Annotated in this window: 17 protein-coding genes; 1 reads left to right on the top strand and 16 read right to left on the bottom strand. The window is 52.0% G+C overall.

The features are described from left to right. Positions 1–41: 41 nt before the first annotated feature. Positions 42–1,535, bottom strand: coding sequence for a tRNA (N6-isopentenyl adenosine(37)-C2)-methylthiotransferase MiaB (miaB, locus tag ABZ714_RS14415; RefSeq protein WP_358825522.1), 1,494 nt, complete (start codon positions 1,533–1,535; stop codon positions 42–44). Here miaB and ABZ714_RS14410 point away from each other — a divergent pair. After that, positions 1,534–2,430: a tyrosine-type recombinase/integrase gene (locus tag ABZ714_RS14410; protein WP_358825521.1), complete on the top strand. Its 897-nt coding sequence runs from the start codon at positions 1,534–1,536 to the stop codon at positions 2,428–2,430. The two genes, miaB and ABZ714_RS14410, sit on opposite strands and share 2 nt — an antisense overlap. A 719-nt stretch (positions 2,431–3,149) precedes the next feature. Here ABZ714_RS14410 and ABZ714_RS14405 read toward each other — a convergent pair. The 15 genes from ABZ714_RS14405 to ABZ714_RS14335 form a co-directional block, all read right to left on the bottom strand. Further along, entirely contained in the window at positions 3,150–3,362 is a 213-nt protein-coding gene (locus tag ABZ714_RS14405) for a hypothetical protein (RefSeq protein ID WP_358825520.1), read from the bottom strand. A gap of 52 nt (positions 3,363–3,414) precedes the next feature. Then, positions 3,415–5,130, bottom strand: coding sequence for a hypothetical protein (locus ABZ714_RS14400; protein ID WP_358825519.1), 1,716 nt, complete (start codon positions 5,128–5,130; stop codon positions 3,415–3,417). A 13-nt stretch (positions 5,131–5,143) separates the two neighbouring features. Further along, positions 5,144–6,274 carry a hypothetical protein gene (locus ABZ714_RS14395; RefSeq protein WP_358825518.1) on the bottom strand — a complete coding sequence of 377 codons (1,131 nt, stop codon included), beginning with the start codon at positions 6,272–6,274 and terminating at the stop codon, positions 5,144–5,146. A 107-nt stretch (positions 6,275–6,381) separates the two neighbouring features. Beyond that, on the bottom strand, positions 6,382–8,220 hold the full coding sequence (locus ABZ714_RS14390; protein WP_358825517.1) for a DNRLRE domain-containing protein: 1,839 nt from the start codon (positions 8,218–8,220) through the stop codon (positions 6,382–6,384). Beyond that, positions 8,221–11,868: a phage tail tape measure protein gene (locus ABZ714_RS14385; protein WP_358825516.1), complete on the bottom strand. Its 3,648-nt coding sequence runs from the start codon at positions 11,866–11,868 to the stop codon at positions 8,221–8,223. 30 nt (positions 11,869–11,898) lie between these two features. Next, positions 11,899–12,501, bottom strand: coding sequence for a hypothetical protein (locus ABZ714_RS14380; RefSeq protein WP_358825515.1), 603 nt, complete (start codon positions 12,499–12,501; stop codon positions 11,899–11,901). A 21-nt stretch (positions 12,502–12,522) separates the two neighbouring features. Then, positions 12,523–12,804, bottom strand: coding sequence for a hypothetical protein (locus ABZ714_RS14375; protein ID WP_358825514.1), 282 nt, complete (start codon positions 12,802–12,804; stop codon positions 12,523–12,525). 116 nt (positions 12,805–12,920) lie between these two features. Beyond that, positions 12,921–13,511 carry a hypothetical protein gene (locus ABZ714_RS14370; protein WP_358825513.1) on the bottom strand — a complete coding sequence of 197 codons (591 nt, stop codon included), beginning with the start codon at positions 13,509–13,511 and terminating at the stop codon, positions 12,921–12,923. Between the two features lie 207 nt (positions 13,512–13,718). Further along, positions 13,719–14,120 (bottom strand): hypothetical protein, encoded by a 402-nt coding sequence (locus ABZ714_RS14365; RefSeq protein ID WP_358825512.1) that lies wholly within the window; start codon positions 14,118–14,120, stop codon positions 13,719–13,721. Next, positions 14,120–14,347, bottom strand: a complete 228-nt coding sequence (locus ABZ714_RS14360; RefSeq protein WP_358825511.1) for a hypothetical protein — start codon at positions 14,345–14,347, stop codon at positions 14,120–14,122. Before ABZ714_RS14360 ends, ABZ714_RS14365 begins: the two co-directional genes overlap by 1 nt. 364 nt (positions 14,348–14,711) lie before the next feature. Next, positions 14,712–15,140 (bottom strand): hypothetical protein, encoded by a 429-nt coding sequence (locus tag ABZ714_RS14355; RefSeq protein ID WP_358825510.1) that lies wholly within the window; start codon positions 15,138–15,140, stop codon positions 14,712–14,714. Positions 15,141–15,210: 70 nt separating this feature from the next. After that, positions 15,211–16,101 (bottom strand): phage major capsid protein, encoded by an 891-nt coding sequence (locus tag ABZ714_RS14350; RefSeq protein ID WP_358825509.1) that lies wholly within the window; start codon positions 16,099–16,101, stop codon positions 15,211–15,213. Positions 16,102–16,213: 112 nt separating this feature from the next. Beyond that, positions 16,214–16,756, bottom strand: a complete 543-nt coding sequence (locus tag ABZ714_RS14345) for a hypothetical protein (protein ID WP_358825508.1) — start codon at positions 16,754–16,756, stop codon at positions 16,214–16,216. A gap of 62 nt (positions 16,757–16,818) precedes the next feature. Next, a complete protein-coding gene (locus ABZ714_RS14340; RefSeq protein WP_358825507.1) occupies positions 16,819–17,493 on the bottom strand; it encodes a hypothetical protein in 675 nt (224 codons plus the stop codon). Between the two features lie 2 nt (positions 17,494–17,495). Next, positions 17,496–18,938 carry a phage portal protein gene (locus tag ABZ714_RS14335; RefSeq protein ID WP_358825506.1) on the bottom strand — a complete coding sequence of 481 codons (1,443 nt, stop codon included), beginning with the start codon at positions 18,936–18,938 and terminating at the stop codon, positions 17,496–17,498. Positions 18,939–18,947 lie beyond the last annotated feature (9 nt).

Here is an 18,947-nt window from a genome sequence, read left to right as displayed (position 1 = left end):
CGGCCGGCGCCCCGGGGGGCGTACGGACCGAGGGGTACGGATCAGAGCGCGCAGCCGGGCACGGCCGGGGCGGGCAGGGGCGCCGGAACGCCGACCGACGGCAGGCCCAGCATCACGCCCGCGGGCTTCGGGGCCGCCGCTTCCTGCCGCTTCTGCCAGGCGTCACCGGCCCGCGTCCGGCGGACCGCGGACACCGCGCCCTCGGCGAGCAGATGGTGCGGGGCGGCGTAGGTGATCTCGACGGTGACCACGTCGCCCGGCCGCACCTCCCCCTCGGGCTGGGTGAAGTGGACGAGGCGGTTGTCGGGGGCGCGGCCGGAGAGGCGGCGGGTCGCGCCGTCCTTGCGGCCCTCGCCCTCGGCGACCATCACGTCGAGGGTCCGGCCGACCTGCTTCTTGTTCTCCGCCCAGGAGATCTCCTCCTGGAGGGCGACCAGGCGTTCGTACCGCTCCTGGACGACCTTCTTGGGGATCTGGCCGTCCATGGTGGCGGCGGGGGTGCCGGGGCGCTTGGAGTACTGGAACGTGAAGGCGTTGGCGAAACGTGCCTCGCGGACCGTGTGCAGCGTCTGCTCGAAGTCCTCCTCGGTCTCGCCGGGGAAGCCGACGATGATGTCGGTCGAGATGGCGGCGTGCGGGATCGCGGCGCGCACCTTCTCGATGATCCCGAGGAAGCGCTCCTGACGGTACGAGCGGCGCATCGCGCGCAGGACCGTGTCCGAGCCGGACTGGAGCGGCATGTGGAGCTGGGGCATCACATTGGGCGTCTCGGCCATGGCGGCGATGACGTCGTCGGTGAAGTCGCGGGGGTGCGGGGAGGTGAACCGGACGCGCTCCAGGCCGTCCACCCGGCCGCAGGCCCGCAGCAGCTTGCTGAACGCCTCGCGGTCGCCGATGTCGGAGCCGTAGGCGTTGACGTTCTGGCCGAGCAGGGTGATCTCCGATACGCCCTCGGCGACCAGGGCCTCGATCTCCGCGAGGATGTCGCCCGGCCTGCGGTCCTTCTCCTTGCCGCGCAGGGCCGGGACGATACAGAAGGTGCAGGTGTTGTTGCAGCCGACGGAGATGGAGACCCAGGCAGCGTAGGCGGATTCGCGGCGGGTGGGCAGCGTCGAGGGGAACGCCTCCAGCGATTCCGCGATCTCGACCTGCGCCTCCTCCCGCACCCGGGCACGCTCCAGCAGGACGGGCAGCTTGCCGATGTTGTGCGTACCGAAGACGACGTCCACCCAGGGGGCCCGGCGCACGATGGTGTCGCGGTCCTTCTGGGCCAGACAGCCGCCGACGGCGATCTGCATCCCGGGGCGCCCGGCCTTGCGGGGGGCGAGCCGGCCGAGGTTGCCGTAGAGCTTGTTGTCGGCGTTCTCACGGACCGCGCAGGTGTTGAAGACGACGACGTCGGCGTCGCCGTCGGAGCCTTCGGGGGCGCGGACGTATCCCGCGCCCTCCAGCAGACCCGAGAGCCGCTCGGAGTCGTGGACGTTCATCTGGCAACCGTAGGTCTCGACACGGTACGAGCGTGGGAGTTCCGTCATGTCGGTTCCTTCTGGTCAGACTGTCCGTCAGTTCGCCACCATCACTCTCAGTGAGAGGCTGCTGAGGAAGTCTACCGCCGACAGCTACATGCAGACGATTCGTCATCTGGGGATGGATGAGACCCCTATGGAGGACGTTTCTCTTCGCTTCCTTCATGAGCGTCTGCTGACTGTCACCAACGTAAACACTAAGCGAAAGCACACTGTTGCTCTTAGGAGCATCTTCAGGGACTACCTTCCCAACATCAAGGAACTCAAGATTGGGAAGAGCGTTCCTCGCGTCTATGACTTCCCGACCGAAGAAGTCATGCGCTCCGTCATTGAAGCGTCTCCCTATCGCTTCTACGGACTCCTCATGATGTTTGCTGGACTAAGGGTTGGCGAAGCGTGTGCAGTCACCTCAAAGGACATCAAGGGGAACGTCCTTAAGGTTCACAGGCAAAGGGATGAAGACGGAACTCTCGTCTTGGCTAAGACTCAGGGAGAAGTCATCGTTCCTGACTGGCTTGCCGTGGAAATCAAGAAGCACGTGGCAAAGGTGGTCACTCCTGGTGCGGTAAGGGAATCCCTCTGGCGTTACGCACAGAAGCAAGAGACTCACGTAAACCCGCATCTCTTCCGACACTGGTATGCAACTCGACTGGTGAAGAACAAGGTTAATCCTGAGATTAGCCGCCAACAGCTCAGGCACTCTGACCTCAAGACAACCCTTGGCTACTACGCTCAGGTGGAGAAGTCAGACATTGACGCAGCAGTCAATGACCACTTTGGCTCTCCTGCCGAACCGGCCGGAAACGAGCCCAAGAAGAAAGCCAAGAAGGGTAAGAAGAACAAGAAGAAGGCAGACCTTGAAGCCATGTTCAAGAAGTGGCTGAAGGAACAGGGCATGGAGTAGCCCTAGAAAGCCCCTGAGACCCCTTCTGAGAGCCTAACTCTTGGAGGGGGTCTCTTTGTACCCGGAGAAGCTTAGAAAGCCTCACAGAGCCTTCACAGAGGCTTGAGGCGGTTCTATCGCCAAAAGAGATATGCTAGAAGGGCTCGCTTGAAAGGAGGTGAGCAAAGGAATGGCAGAAGAGAAGAAGCCTGTTAACCCTCACAAGAAGAAGTTTGATGACGTGAGAAAGAAGGCTGACAGCATTGAGAAGAAACTCAAGGAGATGGAGAAGAGGAAGGGTAAGAACTAAGCCCAACGCAAAAAAGCCCCCGATTCTATCGTAAAGATAGGTCGGGGGTTTCCTGTGTCTTACTGAAGCTCCAAAAGGCCGATGCACTTGTCGCATCCCTTGGTGAGAATCTTCTGACGAATGAGAGCAAGAGAGTCCTCAGCTTTATAGGTACGGTCACGCCATACTTCATTCTGTGCTTCTAGATGGTCAATGCGCTGCCTTAGCTCTTTAAGTTCAGCCCACATCTCTGAGCGTAGTTGAGTCTCTGAGTCAGTCTGGTTCTTCTTGCGGTTGGTAAGCCACGTAATGATTGGGGGTAGAGAGGAGCCGAACAAGATACCCAAGAAGGTAAAGAGAACGGGACTCTCCTGGATTAGGACTAGCATGATGCTCCTTCGTTTAGTCATAGATAAAGCCGGGGTTTCTTTCGAAACCCCGGCCGGATTTATTAAGGCATGTACTGACTCACTTCAGTAGTGCTTTCAGTGTCGTACTTAATCGCAGAGAGGTTGCTGATGAACGGCAACGACGCCAAAGCATCGATGTAGCTAGTGAACTCAGCATCTCCAAAGTCAACGTTTCCGTAGAAGGTCACGATGATGTTGTTTCCAGGGAAGTCATAGCTGACTTGGTAAGTGAAGTAGTCACTGACGTCTGGCACTGGTGTACTCCAAGGCATGTTTCCACCTCCTTTCTGAATGTAGTGGTGATTCTTAAAGAGCCTTGATTCCGGGGAAGTCGCTTGAGACACCGATGTCTTCAACCATCAACCAGACAGGGTTGGCGGCATTGGCAAAGCCGTTGATGGTTCCTGTACCAAGAGAGCGGTAAACCGTTCCAACAATGGTTGAGGAGACATTTGAACCAGAGCTGTTATAGATAATCTGAGAAGACTCCCCGTTGACAATGTCATTGGCATTCGTCCCCTTGTGACTTCTTAGGCTATCGAAAAGGCTGTTTCCAGAGGTATTGGACTTCCTGATTCGGAAGCCAAGAGTGTCACCACCAACAGTGCTTTGACCCTGGTAGTGATAGGTAATCCTGTAAGCCCTACCAGGCTGGAAAACAATGGTTGGCGTCGTTACATGAACCATTTCAGTAGTTGTTGCGGTTCCACTGTTTGCCTGAGAGTTAACATAGGAAAGAACACCCCTTCCTTGGTCTCTACTGTTAAGGGTAAAGACAGCCTCTCTGTCCTGGGTTGAATAAACAGTGAACTCAGGGTCAGTGTTCTGCGTTGGATTGTAGGCAAGAAGGTCCATCCAAAGCATTCCGTCAGTGGAGTTGTACTCACCAGTCCTTAGGCCGATTCGGGAGAAGTTACCCAAGCCATGAGCATCAAAGTCAACCATTCCAGGAGCGTCATAGCCGTCAGGAACAAACTCAATGGTTCCTCCACCACCAAAGCCAGTGTGGTTGTAGAGCTTCAATCCCTCATTGTTCAGCCTTAGGATTTCATCTCCGTCTGAGTCATTGGCTACAAGCGTTCCCTCAGTGATGACCATGTTGTTTCCGTCAACGTCAAAGACAGACATGGTGTTGGTAGAGCTGTCGATAACGATTCGCTCGCCAGATGCAGCAGTCCTAATCAAGGCACCAGTAATGGTTCCACCAGTGATGGTCTTACCAGTGATGGCAGCAGCATCTAGCTTGTCGGCTGTGATGGCTCCTGCGTCAATCTTTGAAGCTGTAATGGCGTTGGCAGCAATCTTGTCTGACGTGACTGCTAGAGCATCTAGCTTTGCCGTAGTTACTGCACCAGCAACAATCTTTGCTGCGGTAACAGAGTCAGCCGCTAGCTTGTCGGCAACGACAGAACCAGCAATGAGCTTAGGAGTGCTTACAGAGTCGTTAGCAATCTTTGTCTCGGTTACAGCGTTAGCGGCAATCTTTGCACCCGTCACAGCCTCATTGGCTAGCTTTACCTCAGTGACGATTCCATCAATGATGTCATCGGCTACAACGTTCTCTAGGTACTGACCATCAATGATGGGAGCAATACCAAAGACGTTCTCAACAAACCAGATGTTGTTTTGAAGAGAGACAGTCACAGACTCTCGGTTGAAGTCCTCTCTGATGCCATCAGCAAGCCTGTCATGAAGGCTATGAGGAACGATGGCTGTAATGGCCTCATCAAAGCCATCAACGACCACTACGGCCTGCTTCTCGACTGACTGAGGGTAGACCTCCAATCGGTCACCATTGAGAGCGTCAGAAGCAAGAGGAGCCGACAGAGTCACTGTGTCAATGTCTGCATCGGCGGCTGTGTAGACAATGGTTACGCCATTGAGAATGAATGAGCCTCCCTCTGCATTGAAATCAGAGGCATCCATAAGTTGCAGGGTTGAGACTCCTGCTAGGTGGTCGCCTTCTAGGAATCCTCCTAGGGCAACTAGTCGTACGTCATGAACGTACCCTTCTTCGTTCATTGGTTATTACTCCTTATCTTCTTGGTAGTGATGGGTTCTGGATTACCGCCCTAGGGACTCTGCGAGAAGCAGAAACAGCAGTTCTTGTTGGACCATTCGCTTTGATAACAGGGAAACGGGCCCTTCCTAGAGACGTCCTCTTTGTGTAATTGACGCTCATTGCTTCACCGGCAATGAGAGGAATGGTGAACTCCCTTAGTCGGAAGGTTGCGCTGAACTCCTCTGTATTGATTCTCACCAAGTCTTCTGGCTCAAGGTAAGGAATCGGCATCACATCAAAGGAGACTTCTACTGTTTGAAGAAGGTTCTCCTCTAGACGCTTGTCGGCAAGAGCCTGAGCCTCACTGACTGTTCTAATAGCGTCATCCTGAATGACCTCCAGGAGGTACCTAGGGACACCGTTACGCCCAAGACGGAACGGGCTAAGAGGATGCGTGAAAGCAGCCGAGACAGAGGCAGAGACAGGGCTCTTAGCGCCCTTAGGGACTCCACCCTTGACCAGGATGGTGTTCTTAGCCTCCGAGCTGTCATAGCTCACCTTTGGGCTTGTAAGGACCGTTCCACCATCTCCACTACTGAAGGTGAAGACTGGTGTTCCTGGAAGAGACCTCATTCGGCAATAGCCTCTACCGTCATAGAACAACTGTCGAGCCATGCTCTGAGTCAGGCTCTTAGCTGTATCCCAAGGGATGCTTTCTCTGCCTAGTGAATAATCGGCAGGAATCTTGTAGGCCAGTTCAGCAAAGTCAAACTTATCCTCTCCGGATAGCTCTTTGAGGATGTCTCTTACAAGGTTGACCTTGTTGGTGTTCTTCTTCCTAGTGAAGGTTCTCCAAGCAGCACCCTTGGCTAGAACCTCTTTGCCTTGTGCCTCAATGTTGATGATGTCGTCATCTCTGTCCATGCTGACCACCGGGCCACAAAAGACAGGGATATCAACCCATGCATTCATCTGAGGAACCTTGACTGAGTAGATGACCCTAATCATTCGGTCCATGTAAATAGCCGCATCATCAGGAGAGTCAGTCTCAAACGTAAGGGTTCTATTAGGGTCTAGAAGCTGCATTGTGCAGTTGCGGCTAATGTCAGCCGATGCATCTACGTTCACCTGTCCGGCAATGAGTCTGTCGGAAAGGTCAGACACTCTCGCCCCTGAGAGTGTGCATAGCTGAACAACGATGCGGATTGAATGAGAGCCAGCAAGGGTGGTGTTTAGCCACCCTTGCTGTTCCCAAGTGAGTCCAAGAGGAATCACAACTCAACCTCAAAAGGGACCTTCTGAGACCAGAACTCAAAAGACACCCTCTTCATTCTTTCTTTCTGTGGCATAGGGGCTACCACAACGTTTCCAATCACTACTGGAATAGACATGTCTGACAAAGCCAGGGTGTATGTCTTACCAGGACGTGACTTAAGTGCGTACATATCTTCCACCTGTTCTTGAATAGATTTCGGGTTGTTAGGGTTCTCCGCCATGATTCCGGACAGAGAGCCTTCATGACCTCTAAGGGCTTGGGTTACTCGTACCTGCTTAGAGGCTCCTAGAGGGGCGTACATGCCCGCATCCTCACCCATAGACCAAGACCCCTCATCAACGTCCAAGAGCTGAACGTAGAGGTCTTCTGAAGGGTCCATAAGCCAGATGCCTACAGACTCAGGAGTGATGGTCTCTTCTGGGTTTGGAGATGAGGTCTTACCGTTCACTACGGCATGTACTGAGTACGTCTGAGCCTTTCCAGGAGAAGCCTCATAGTCAATGAACTGATATGAGGTACCTGAGACCAAGGCGTCCAACGGAAGAAGGACAGCCTTGATAATGACTCCATCCCTACGAACAACGAATGAGTCAGGAGCCGTAGCTCTTTCCCAAGTCAGCTTGACTACCGGAGTAGGAAGCTGGACTTCTGCCACTAGGTCAGTAACAGGGTCAGTCGTTGGGTCATAGGTGTATGTAGTCGTTCTCTCGGCTTCTGCATAAGAGGTGTCACCAGGAGTTGCCTCACGCGCATACGTATCCCAAATACGGACTTCAAAGATGTACTGAACTCCGTCTTGAGTGATAACCCCGGCCGGAATGGTGTAGGAGGTATCAGAGTTAGTGCGCTTTCCTGAACTGTGAATCCATGCTCCATAGCCGTTCCTAACAAGAACCTGCCATGAAGACTGAGTTCCACCAGTGACTTCCCAAAGGATTGGAGGAGTCGGCTCATCAACTTCAGCACCAGGAGGATTGAGAATGTTGACAGTTACCTTGTCCTGTCTCCAGAACGTAGACACGTCAGACCAGTCAGACCAAAGGCTTGAATCGTCCTGAACCCTGACTCTCCAATAGATGAGTTCTCCATCAGCTAGACCAGCAAAAGCAGTTGTGCTCAGGTCTAGCTGAGGTTCATCAGCTAGGTACTCTCCTGTATCAAAGGAAGGAGAAGTGAAGCTGTTGGTTGAGTTCATCTGAACCTGAAAGGCTCTCATGGTTGTAGAACCCTGCCTGTCAGTGAAGTCAAAGCGGAGAACAGGCTTGGCGAGAGAAGTGATTCTTCCCGCCGCTGGACTCATCCACGTTGGCTTACTTGGCTTCTCGATATAAGTAACCTCAAGGGTTGGCTTTACCTGTCTGCCAGAGACAGAGGCATTCGCTGAATACCACTGGTTATAGTCAGCCTCATCAATCTGAACACGCCACCCGTACCAAGCGGTGCCGTTAGCAATAAGCTGCATATGAGGCTGTACGTTGAACTCCCAGACTGTGTACTGAGGAGCCGTTCCCTTGGTTACAGCAACAGGACCAGACTCAGAGACACCCGGCCGGTTATTCCAAGTGATGCTGCGATTGGTCCACGTGCTTGAAATCCTCTTAAGAGTGGCAGTCCTAGTGTCAGTCTCAGCAAAGCGCTGAGTAAGCCTTAGCTTGGCACTAAGGACCGTTACTCCTAGAGGGAATGGGCGAGCAAAGTAGATGTAGGCGTATCTGCCCTTACCGCTAATGTTTGCGGTCTCAATCATGTCTGAGCCGTAATACGTTGTGCTCGCCCTGTCTTGCGCTACGTAAGTATCAGTAGCATTCGTTACTCTTACTAGGGTTGAACTCAATTAGTTCATCCTCCTTCTGTATGTATTGAACTGTTCGGCGGAGTCGACTTCATCTCTCGCCACCGCGCGAATGTAGCCAGTTCCCTTATCCCAGTTAGTCACTGTCATTTCATAAGTCATCTGACCCGTGTTGCTAGAACCAGCAGACTCAGCAAATGACTTGAACTGACTGTGGTTGAAGACTGCCTCTGGCCTTCTTGAAGCGTTGTAAGCAAGCTGTCCGGGCTGAAGAACTCCACCCTGGTCAAAGATGCTTGGAATTGGATTGTCAGGTAGGAATCGGTTAGGAATCTTGTCGTTAATCCACTGAACAACGTTGGCTCCTACTGCCTTAGCAGCATCGAAAGCCATTCCGCCCCAAGCCCCGAACTTGTCGAAACCACCGCTGGTTACCTTACGAACGTTCTCAATGACGTCCTTGATGGTGCTTACTAGCTTTAGCCATGAGCTGTTTTCGCTAGAGCTACCGCCATAAACAGAGAGGTTCCCAAAGTCTCCAAGCCTGTCTAGAAGACCAGGAAGAAGGGCAGGGTTAGGACCGTAGTCACGACCACCTAGACCATTACCACCGCTGTTAAAGGCTGCTAGCTGTCCATGTCCCTTAGCACCAGGGTCAAGCCTTGATACTGAGTGAACGTGGGCACCAGAACCGGCCGTAGCCGCTCCTGCAATGTTTCTAGCCCAAGCAGCAAAACCGACACGACGTAGGTAATACTGCTGGTCAAAAGAGCCAGGAGAAGTGTCTACAACTCCAGGACCACCGTGAGAGGTACCTGAGTAAGACGTTCTTGGCTGCCATGAACCCTGCATAACCCTGATTCGAGAACCAGAGAGTTCCTGAGCAAGAGCTAGCTGAGCCGCAGTGATGCGGGTGATTGGCTCACCATCCCAATAGACTCGCTCAGATGGATTCTTAACGGCTCCACCCTTTGCGTAATGCTGTGCTTCACCCATTGAGAAAGTGCCATTACGAACAGCCGCACGTAGTGCATACATGTTCTTCTGACCACCCATTGCACGGACTTCCTTGGTTGTCCAGACGTGTTCACCAGGCATGAGCATTGCATTGACTGAGTCCTTACCTCTGGTGCCTCCAGTTACAGAACCACCGCGAGCGAACTTAATTGGTGAGACCTCAGCTAGGTCATCCACGCCAGGAATCGCATTAATCATGCGACGGATACCCTTGTTGTAGACCCACTCAATGAGGAAGTTGATTGGCTTGGCTGCTAGGGACTTGAGCCCATTCCAGATTTCACCAATCTTGTCAATACCCTTCTTGAACCCCGGCACTACTGTGTCAGTGATGAAGTTCTTGAGGAAGTTGAAGACAGGCTTGATGCCTCTCTCCCAGACATTGACAATGGCGTCCTTCATCATTCCGAAGTACTGAGAGACCTTCTCCCATACCCACTTGAAGGCAGGGACCACAACGTTATTGATGACCCACTTGATTCCATCAAAGACGCCCTTGATGAGACCCCAATAAAACTTGATGGCACTCCAGATGCCCTCAAAGACCATCTTGATGAAGTCCCAAATGAACTGGAAAGCAGGTCTCAAGACGTTGTCAATGACCCACTTCATGCCTTCCCAGACACCCTTAATGAGTCCCCAGTAGAACTGAATAGAGGTCCAGATTCCCTCAAAGACTAGCTTTACAAAGTCCCAGATGCTCTGAAGAGCAGGCCATAGAACCTGAGTCAGAACATAGACCCAACCGTCAAAGACTAGCTTGATGCCATCCCAAACAGACTTGATGAAGTCACCAATAGCCTTAAAGACAGGCTGGACAACTCCAGTCCAGAAGTTCTGAATCATTGGCCATAGAGTGTCCTTGATGAAGCTCCAGAAGGCTGTAAGGGCAGGCTTGATGTAGCCTTCCCAAGCTGTAGAGATAGCCGTCTTGATGCTGTTCCAGACTCCATTGACGATGTTTCGGAAGGTCTCACTCTTCTTATAAGCAAGGATGAGTCCACCGACAAGCAAGGTAAGACCAGTGATGATGAGACCAATTGGATTGGCTCTCAGTACTGCGTTAAGGATTCTCTGAGCGAAAGCCCAAGCCTTAGTTGCAGCAGCCACAATCTTCTGTCGTGCCGCAGCAATCTGGATGTTGGAGATGAACTTAGCTAGTGCCATAGCGTCTTGAGCAATCTTGATTGCCCATAGAGCCGCCCGGTAAGCGTAGGCAGTCGCAATAATTCCGGCGATTGCTCCACCGAGAATCTTGAACGCTGTTGCGTTCTCCTTGATGAACTGACCTAGACTCATGACCATAGGAATGACCTTGTTGCCGATGTACTCAACAAAGTTCTGCTTCAGGGTGCGATAGAACGTCTCAAAGTTTCCCTTGGCGTTATCGTGAGCCGTCTTACCGGCCTTATCTACCGTTCCTGAGATGTCGCCAATCTGCTTAGCGGCACCAGACAAGTCAGTAGCAAGGATTGCCTGACTGTTGTCTTCCCACATGGTTCCAAAGAGGGCTACACCAGCAGCCTCCTGCTTCAATGGGTCCTTGATTGCCTTAAGACCCTCAATGACCTTTCCAGTCATAGCCGCAGCAGCAGGACCACCCTTACCCATTGCCTTAGACGCTTCTTCAGCATTAATGCCAATGGCCTTGAATCCTTCCTTGGCTGTATCAGAACCATCCTTAGAAATGATGCTGAACTCCTTGAAGGAGTCACCAAGAACGTCAAGGTTTCTGGCTCCACCAGCAAGGCCCTGCTGAAGAACTCCAAGAGTCTGCTGACCAGTTAGGCCAAGCTCAGCGAAGTAAGGGCTGTACTCAGTGAAGGTATCAAGCATGTCCTGAGAAGAGTTCAGACCTAGCTGGTTACCCTTCATAATCATGTCCATTGCTTCCTGGTGATTCTTAGCAAGACCAGAAACAACCATCTGCTTAGCCGCATTGACTACAGTGGTTGCCTCTTCACCAGTTAGGTCAGCAATGGTCGAAACATCAGTAGCGACATCCTTTACTGCCTGCTTTGAAGCGCTCTTGAGGTCAGGAAGACCAGCAAGAACAGCCTGAACTGTTAGCTGGTTATCTCCTACCGACTCACCAAAGCCCTTCTTGTAAAGGTCTCCGGCGATGTTTCCGAACTTCTTCTGCTGGTCTCCAGTAAGGCCCATGGAGGCCGCTAGCTTGTCACTAGCCGCTTCCTGGCTCATTCCTTCTAGAAGACCTGCTGCGGCTGCTCCACCGGCGGCTAGACCACCAGCAGCAAGAGCAGTCGTCATAGACTGCTTGACCCTCTCCATGCCGTTAGAGAAGGCTGTATGGAATCTCTGTCCAGCCTCAGCACCAGCGTTGTCGGCATCCTGAACGGCACCATTGAAGAGAGACCTGAAACGCTGTCCTACTCCTCTGAGACCACTCTCAAACTGACTTGAGAAGTCATCTCCTGCATCGCTACCGGCCGTTCTAGCAGCAGATGCGCCCTCATTAAGGGCTTCTCTAATCTCCTGTCCTACGTCACCAAGACTAGAGGTAATACCGCTAGCAAGGTTGTCGCCCATCTGATTACCAGCAGTCTGGGCATCTCTAGTTCCTTGCCTTAGGGCATCTCTAATGCCCTGCACCAATTGGTTAGTGCTTGGCAGCACTGAGATATACGCAGTACCAAGCTCAATGTTCGCCACGGCTTTACGCCTCCTTAAATTATTGTTGTGTCACCATCCAAGCCATGCCTTCATGTCATCCATTGGGATAGCTTCCTGTCCGAACTTCTTGTCTGGCGTTTCTACACCAGGACGTGGAATTGGCTTTGGATAATCCTTCTTCTTTCCTTGACCTCTCTGCCAGTTGCTAACTGCGATTAGGTCTGCAACCCAAGCAAGCAAGTGCTCTTGCAATCCCCAACCCGACGCTTCATCAGGGTTTGTAGCCCTATAAAACGCAGAAGAACGGGGTGACTGCCGAACGATTGCCAGCAAGTCACCCCATGTAAAGTCATCTGTTCTTCCAACATTTCGGAGTCTGAGACCTAGAGCAAGGCAGTCATAAGCAAGTGGTTCTTCATACTTGCCAATAAGGTCAAGGAGGTAGCGAATCTCTGCATAGGTCGCTCCCTTCAATCTTTTGACTTCTTCCTCAATCCAACGGATAGCCCGCCCAAATTCCTCAGCGCTCATAACGTCTAGCTCTTCTAGAGACTCTGGCGTTAGAAGGCACTCAAAGAGAGTGAGGTATTCAAGGAAGTCCATCCTGTCTTGACGAATGGACCTGAAGAAGTCAGCAGTGAGAAGGGAGTCCGCATTGCTTACTAGTCTCACGGCTCCTCCCCTGTCAGCTAATTACTTAGCCGCAGCAGCAGCCTTATCGCCAAAGTCCTTCATGGCCTTCTGAAGTTCCTTACCAAGCTCAGCAGAGAAGGCAGCGAACTCAGAAGCATCCATGTCATCAACAGCGGTAACGGCAGCCTCCCCACCGAACTCCTCAATAAGGGTGAAGAGCTGGTCAAGGTCATCCCTGTTTCGGTTCTGACGTAGCCAACGAGGGGTTGCAACTCCTGAGAAGTCCTTCTCAAAGGAGACCTGCTCACCCTTGTGCTCGAATGTAAAAGTCTTTGTAGTCATGTTGTTTGTTCCTCTTTCTTCTGATAGTTGATTGGGCCCTTTAGCAAAGAACCCCTCTCCACCGGGCCCTTTTGGTAGTGGAGAGGGGTTTCAATATGTACTTGTTCGCCTAACTCTTAGGCGTCAAAGACACCATCGTCAATGTACTTGATTGCGTTAGCGCCAAGAGCAGAGTCACGGAATGCTTCAACGGTTACTTCGTAAGAAACAACGTCCTCATCTGAGTAGGTGACTTCACCAACCTCTGTAATCTGACCCTGAGGGACGTAAATACGAATGCGTGCGTCACCGTCCTTAACCTCAAAGACGAATGCCTGTCGAGGAAGAGTGTCACTGTTCAGCTTTACCGCGTGGAGAGTACCGCTAGATACCGTTGCCGCAGTTGTAGTTACGTTTCCTGAACCGTGAACAGTCTTGAGAACGTCTGCATTCAGAGTCTCAATAAGAGTGAGGGAGTAGGTAACCGCGTAGTCAGTCTGAACGACCTTAACGACGTCTCCACCCCAAGCCTTAATCTTGTCAGTAGAACGCTCAGCAGCCTCAGTAAGACCATCCTCACCTACGTAGCCAAGAGCCTTGAATGCAGCATCTAGGGCCGTAGTTGCATTGGTAGGAGCCGTAGAACCAACAGGAGCTACAAGGACACCACCAGTCGCTAGAGGCTTACCAGCCAGAACGTTTGCAGAATTTGTTGCCATGTTTAACATGACCTCCTTAAGTTTTAGTAATCTCCTCAGTTTCGGTGACTGAGGATGTTTCGCTTGCTGTCTTTTCAGCAGTCACGTTGCTTACCTTCTTGGTAGAACGACGCTTGTTAAGCTCTTGCCAACCAGCAGCAATGTGAGCCTTGATTGCTTCCTTGTCTTTGTCATCTAGTTCAATGACCCAGTCAGGAACGTTTGGGTTTTGTAGTCTCAAAGCACTACTCCCTTCATGTCGATAGCCGCCGAAAACTGGTATCTCGGAATGTCAGTGTCTAGGTCAGGGAAGAAGACTGGTCCGCCAACTTCTCTCACTCTGAAGACCCACGTTCCATTAACCGTTTCTCCGGGCATGGCGTTTACGTATGCTCTTGCGGTTCTGCATAGGTCAGAGGCTTCAATTGAAGTCAATCCCCAGCACTCAAAGGCAAGAACAGGAGAGTCAGCATTAAGCCTGAGCTTTGAGCCACCTACTCTTGTTACCTTGATGAGCTTTCCGTTTGCCGGGCGAGGATTAGGGACCTTTGTAGCGATGGTTACGCCACTGATTTTGGTCTTTAGATAGGCAATCACCAAAGCCTCAGCGTCCGGAAAAGCAATAACTTCTCCTGCCATCAGTCACCTCTCTTCGCATTGGCTAGAGCCCTCAGAAGAGTGTTGTCTCTACTGTTCTCTCTAGCTGCTTCTTCGCTAGCGGTTACAACACCACCGCGTGAACGTCTAGAACCTGCTTGAACGTTGCCTTCATAGCCTTCACCTAGTTCAGCAAGCATTTCGTCAACGACTTCTTGAAGAACCGCCTCCATCTCTGGAGAGGTTCGAACCTCCTTGAAGCCCTTCATGCGCCATTTGATGCGCGATACCTGAGCCATTAGCCATCCACCTTCTTCAAGGTGAACTGAATGCCTGGTGTAAAGCTAAAAGGACCTGTAGTCCAGTCGGCTAGCTCTCCTTCAATGGAGTACTCCTCGTTGCGCCACACAATGCGGTCTCTAGGAGCCACAAGGACGGACACAGGAGCCAGCACAGACAGGCCGGTAATGACAGCCTCACGGCCGGATGCTGAAGGCTCTGAGGAGGACGTAGGAGCCACCGCGAACACGTCGATGGCCTCAGGGGCAGACCAGGACTCCACGGGGTTCCCATGGGCGTCTGTAGCCCCTTCTTGGTACCTCTTGATGCCTACCTGATGCTTGGCCGTAAGAGTCATACCGTCCACCACACTTCACAACTTTCAGATGGAGAACGCCAAAAGCTTGGAGTTGTATCAATGCTGAAAGCCTTGTTCTTGTATGTATTGCTTGACAGAAGCCTTCTCTCTTCATCCGTTAGGTAAAGGCTTCCAGGGTCATCACCGCCATGAGTAATGGTCTGCTGGTATGGTCCAGCACCTTCCTGAATGCTTCTAACACCCGCCGGATTCCTAAGGCGCCTAGTAACCATGTTGACTTCAACCATCACGACTAGGCTTTCTGGAATGGTTCCGGCAGTCACATCAGCAACAAGATTAGGGAACTCACGCAAGAGGATTGCTTCAGCATCAGAGAGAAGGGTTTCAACCTGAGGCTGAGTTGCTGGAAGGTCAGAAGAGTCTGTCCATCTATTGACTACGTCTGTGTAATCGGCGTAAGTCATTCTGAAACCTCCTTAGTATTTAGTTGTGAAAGGGGCGGGTCAGAAACCCGCCCCAAAATCACGTCATTCATCAGGTTACTGAGTTAACGCCAGAAGTAATCTTGACGAAGTGGTTGATGTCCTTAACGGCAAAACCAATCTCAATCTCAGCAAGAACAGCGAACATGTTCTGCTCAAAGAGGTTGATTGAACCTCCACCATCAGTAAGAGTCGCCTCCGTAGAAGTACGGAGCTTGATGCCCTCTACGGTTCCGTAAACAGCAGAACTCCAGTCACCGGCGTAACCGATAACCTCACCATCGTCAGAAGCGGCATCAGCCTTGTAAACGTTGGTGTTGAGTACAACTGGAGAACCAAGAAGTGAACCAATGCCACCCTCAGTCTGAAGGTTGTTAAGGAAGAGTGGGCGACCGGTAGAGTCAGAAGCGCCAAGAAGGACACCGCGACCCTTAGGAGAGAACACCCATCCATTAAGAGTTCCATTGGCAGAGGCAATAGCAGTGTCAACCGCTACAAGGTCTGCGTAGGTGTTAGTACCGTCAAGAACAAGGTCATTGGCGGTAGAAAGGCGGTCCATTCCAGTACGAACAGTTGTTGAGTGGAAGACCTCCTTGTCGAATGCTGTAGCAATAGCCTCAGGCATACGCTCAACGATGGTCTCGTAAAGAGCCTCCATGTCACGCGCAAACTCGTTAGAGAAAGGCTGAATGACAGCAATCTTGTAAGGAGTGACCGTCTTGTTAGACAGAGTAGAGCGAGAAACAGGCTTAGTACCGGTCTCACCTACGTACTGAGCTACAGGGTCACCCGTAATCATCGGAACGGATACACCCGAACCAGCAAGAGGAATCTTGCGTGCAAGCTGCATTACTGCGCTTGACTGGCGAGCCTTCTGCCAAATCTCGTTAGAAAGCTCTAGTGGAAGTGCGACACCTGAGGAGCCGCGTGAAATATCTACCATTAGTTTTGAATCCCTTCATATGTGCCAGGGCATACAAAAAGGGCCACCGCCTTAATTGGCAGTAGCCCTTGTCTGACCGGCTATTTGATTTATTTGGTTAGCGCGTAAGCGCTCAGAATCCCAAGGAGGTCATTACGTCAGTAAACTGCTCAACCTTGGTAACTGCACCAGAACCGTTGCGATTGCCCTGGGCACGGTCTGGCTTTGGAGTCCTTACAGAGCGCTCAGCTAGAGCACTTGCCTGCTTCTCCAAAGTCTCTTCATCGGAACCTGTAAGGAAGAGTTCCGTTAGCTCATCTGAGATACCGTACTTAGAGGCAACCTTGTATCTCGTCAGAGCGGCTTGAGCGGTCTCGGTAGCCTTCTTCTGTTCGGCTAGTTCCTTACTCACCTTCTCAAGCTTTTCAGTGGTCTTTGTTAGTTCAGCGGTTGCAGTGCCGTTGTCCTTAGCACGTGCCTCCCACTTACGAGCCTCAGCCTTCCAATGGTCGGCATCAGACTTCTCAGTGTTGGTCTCCTTCTCCTTTTCGGAATCGTCGGTGACCTTCTCCTCAGTAGTCGTGTCTTCCTTTGGCTCAGTCTCTTCAGTTCTTGTTTCAGCATCAGGGAACAGGGTTCCTAGAGCCTCAATGGCTTCTGCCTTTGCGTCTGACATAGTCGTTTCCTTTCTGCCTTTCCGGCGCTTGATTGGGTCCTTTCCGGTCCCTTCTCGTTGGTCTATGTCTTGGATGCCTTCTCAGCATCCTCAAGAGCCTTGTACTGGTCGTACAGCTCTTCAGGGCTATAACCCCTTGGGTAATCGTCTCCGTCCCACATTGGCACCATTTGGCAATCGCAGTTCCCATGGAACTTGTTTGCCTCAGCAGCCTTCTTTGAGTCGGCATAGACAGCACCGCGTGACGCAAGCATCAAGCAGTACTTACAGGTTGTGCCTCCACTAGGAACCCTGGCGTATCGAGCCTTAGAGGGGTCCTTAGCGGCACTTAGAGAGATGGTGTCTCTAGCAGCCATCTTGACGAACCTGTCATTAATCTGATTCAGGTTCTTAGCAAGCTGGATAGGGTCCGGCTCATCTAGAAAGAGAGGACCAGCAGCCCACCTAACAGAACCCTGAACAGCAGCAGCAAGAGGGAGAGTCGCCATAGTGGCTCCGTAGTCTGTATCTGCTGAGCTTTGTTCTCTTAGTTCGTCGTAATAGTCCACTGCTACCGCCGCCCCGATTTCTCCATACTCTGAAACCAGTTCAGGCATGTAGAGAAGAAGGGCATTGATGACAGCAGTCGGGTTCTCATAGTCGAGACTCAAGAGGAACGCGTTAAGTTCCTCTTGAGCCAATAGCACGATTCCTGCTTGAGCAATTCGGAACTCAGTAACTTCAATCGCGCTCGCCATGGTTACTCCTCTTCAACCTCTACCGCCGCTTCAACAGCAGGAGCGTTGGTCTTAGTGGATGCAATGGCAGCAGCAATGTCAGCCATTCGCTGAGTTGCCTGGTTCTTTCGCTTATCGCTGGTTAGCTGCTTCTGTTCCTGAGGACTCAAACCGATACGGTCGTAAGTCACTGTTGAATCAGGAGTCAGAACACCAGAGGAGATGAGCTTTGTAGCCTCATCAGCAGCAGCAGAGCGAGTAGGAGTTGCAGCATCACGCCACTTAACGGAGATGTTCTCAAAGGCTGATAGGTCAGCCTCAGAACCATCTCTCACAAGAAGGGCAAGCCTTCCTACTTCTAGCCATGCTCTACCGAACATCAACTGTCGACGCTCAGCACGCTTGATAAGCCTTGCCTCTTCCTGGCGGATAGCGTCCGCAGAAGAAGGGTTAGCTGTCACAAAGCCAAAGTAGCTAGCAGGCAAAGCAGCCTCACCAGCAACCATCACAGACAAGCCCTTGAGCTGTTCTAGATAAGGTGCAGGAGAAGCCGCAGAGAACTGACCAATGGTTGGTCGGCCCGTTGGGTCAGGGTCTTCCTCACCATCTCTCACAGGGTCAGGAAGGGCAGTCATTCGACCGGCAATCATTGACCATGAACCGTTAGGGTTTCCGTTGGCATCAACGAACATGCTCTGGTCGGCACCAAGGATGTACCTCTGAGGGACTGTGTAGAACTCTCGGTTAACTGTCATTCCGAGCATCGTTCTCATACCCTCATCCACATAAGACCTAATGGCCTTAGTGATTTCAGAACGTCCTAGCCTTGAGCCTCTTGGACGGTTCCACATCTGGGCAACCATCACTCTTCCTAGGTTGTGGTCGTCTCTATCGACAACCCGCCAAGAAGAGCCCATCTTAAAGAGAGTGATGTTGGCGTAAGGCAGATACAGAGTTAGCTGTTCCGCTCCCTCATCACACCAGGAGTTGACTCCTAGAGCCGCATCAAGTCTGCGGGTACGTGCATTCCAAATACCCGTCATGTTCTTAGCTGACTCAATGGTGATTAGCGGTGAAGGCTCTCCTTCATCGGCTGCACCAACAACCACGAAAGACGTTCCGTAGATGAGTGCGTCTAGGTGACCTAGACCAGAATCAACGTCTAGTCCGTTCTGGTTGTAAATCTGAGTAAGGCCCAAGTCATTACCGTCAATGCTTGTCCAGCCTTGCCATTCAAGACGCTCATCTAGAACGTCTACGGCAGTACCGGCCCAACCAACAACAGTCTGAAGGTTCCTGAACGTGTCTGGAATAGTGATGTTCAGGTTCTTCAGCTTGTTACGGCCCTCGTAATAATCCTCCGCTACCTTGTTCTTGAATCGGAAGTGGTCAAGCTTCTTAAGCATGAACTCAACCTGAGCAATTTCAACATTCGTTAGGGTAGGGAGGTCGATAGCTGTTGCCATCTTTCCTCC

This window comes from Streptomyces sp. NPDC006798 (genome assembly GCF_040635975.1).
Classification (GTDB): Bacteria; Actinomycetota; Actinomycetes; order Streptomycetales; family Streptomycetaceae; genus Streptomyces.
This window is presented reverse-complemented; position numbering and strand designations above follow the sequence as displayed.

What these genes read in the sequence shown, in the direction of transcription:
- ABZ714_RS14410 (WP_358825521.1), top strand. Translation starts at nt 1,534, where the DNA reads ATGTCGGTTCCTTCTGGTCAGACTGTCCGTCAGTTCGCCACCATCACT.
- miaB (WP_358825522.1), bottom strand. Translation starts at nt 1,535, where the DNA reads ATGACGGAACTCCCACGCTCGTACCGTGTCGAGACCTACGGTTGCCAG.
- ABZ714_RS14400 (WP_358825519.1), bottom strand. Translation starts at nt 5,130, where the DNA reads ATGAACGAAGAAGGGTACGTTCATGACGTACGACTAGTTGCCCTAGGA.
- ABZ714_RS14375 (WP_358825514.1), bottom strand. Translation starts at nt 12,804, where the DNA reads ATGACTACAAAGACTTTTACATTCGAGCACAAGGGTGAGCAGGTCTCC.
- ABZ714_RS14370 (WP_358825513.1), bottom strand. Translation starts at nt 13,511, where the DNA reads ATGTTAAACATGGCAACAAATTCTGCAAACGTTCTGGCTGGTAAGCCT.
- ABZ714_RS14365 (WP_358825512.1), bottom strand. Translation starts at nt 14,120, where the DNA reads ATGGCAGGAGAAGTTATTGCTTTTCCGGACGCTGAGGCTTTGGTGATT.
- ABZ714_RS14360 (WP_358825511.1), bottom strand. Translation starts at nt 14,347, where the DNA reads ATGAAGGGCTTCAAGGAGGTTCGAACCTCTCCAGAGATGGAGGCGGTT.
- ABZ714_RS14355 (WP_358825510.1), bottom strand. Translation starts at nt 15,140, where the DNA reads ATGACTTACGCCGATTACACAGACGTAGTCAATAGATGGACAGACTCT.
- ABZ714_RS14350 (WP_358825509.1), bottom strand. Translation starts at nt 16,101, where the DNA reads ATGGTAGATATTTCACGCGGCTCCTCAGGTGTCGCACTTCCACTAGAG.
- ABZ714_RS14345 (WP_358825508.1), bottom strand. Translation starts at nt 16,756, where the DNA reads ATGTCAGACGCAAAGGCAGAAGCCATTGAGGCTCTAGGAACCCTGTTC.
- ABZ714_RS14340 (WP_358825507.1), bottom strand. Translation starts at nt 17,493, where the DNA reads ATGGCGAGCGCGATTGAAGTTACTGAGTTCCGAATTGCTCAAGCAGGA.
- ABZ714_RS14335 (WP_358825506.1), bottom strand. Translation starts at nt 18,938, where the DNA reads ATGGCAACAGCTATCGACCTCCCTACCCTAACGAATGTTGAAATTGCT.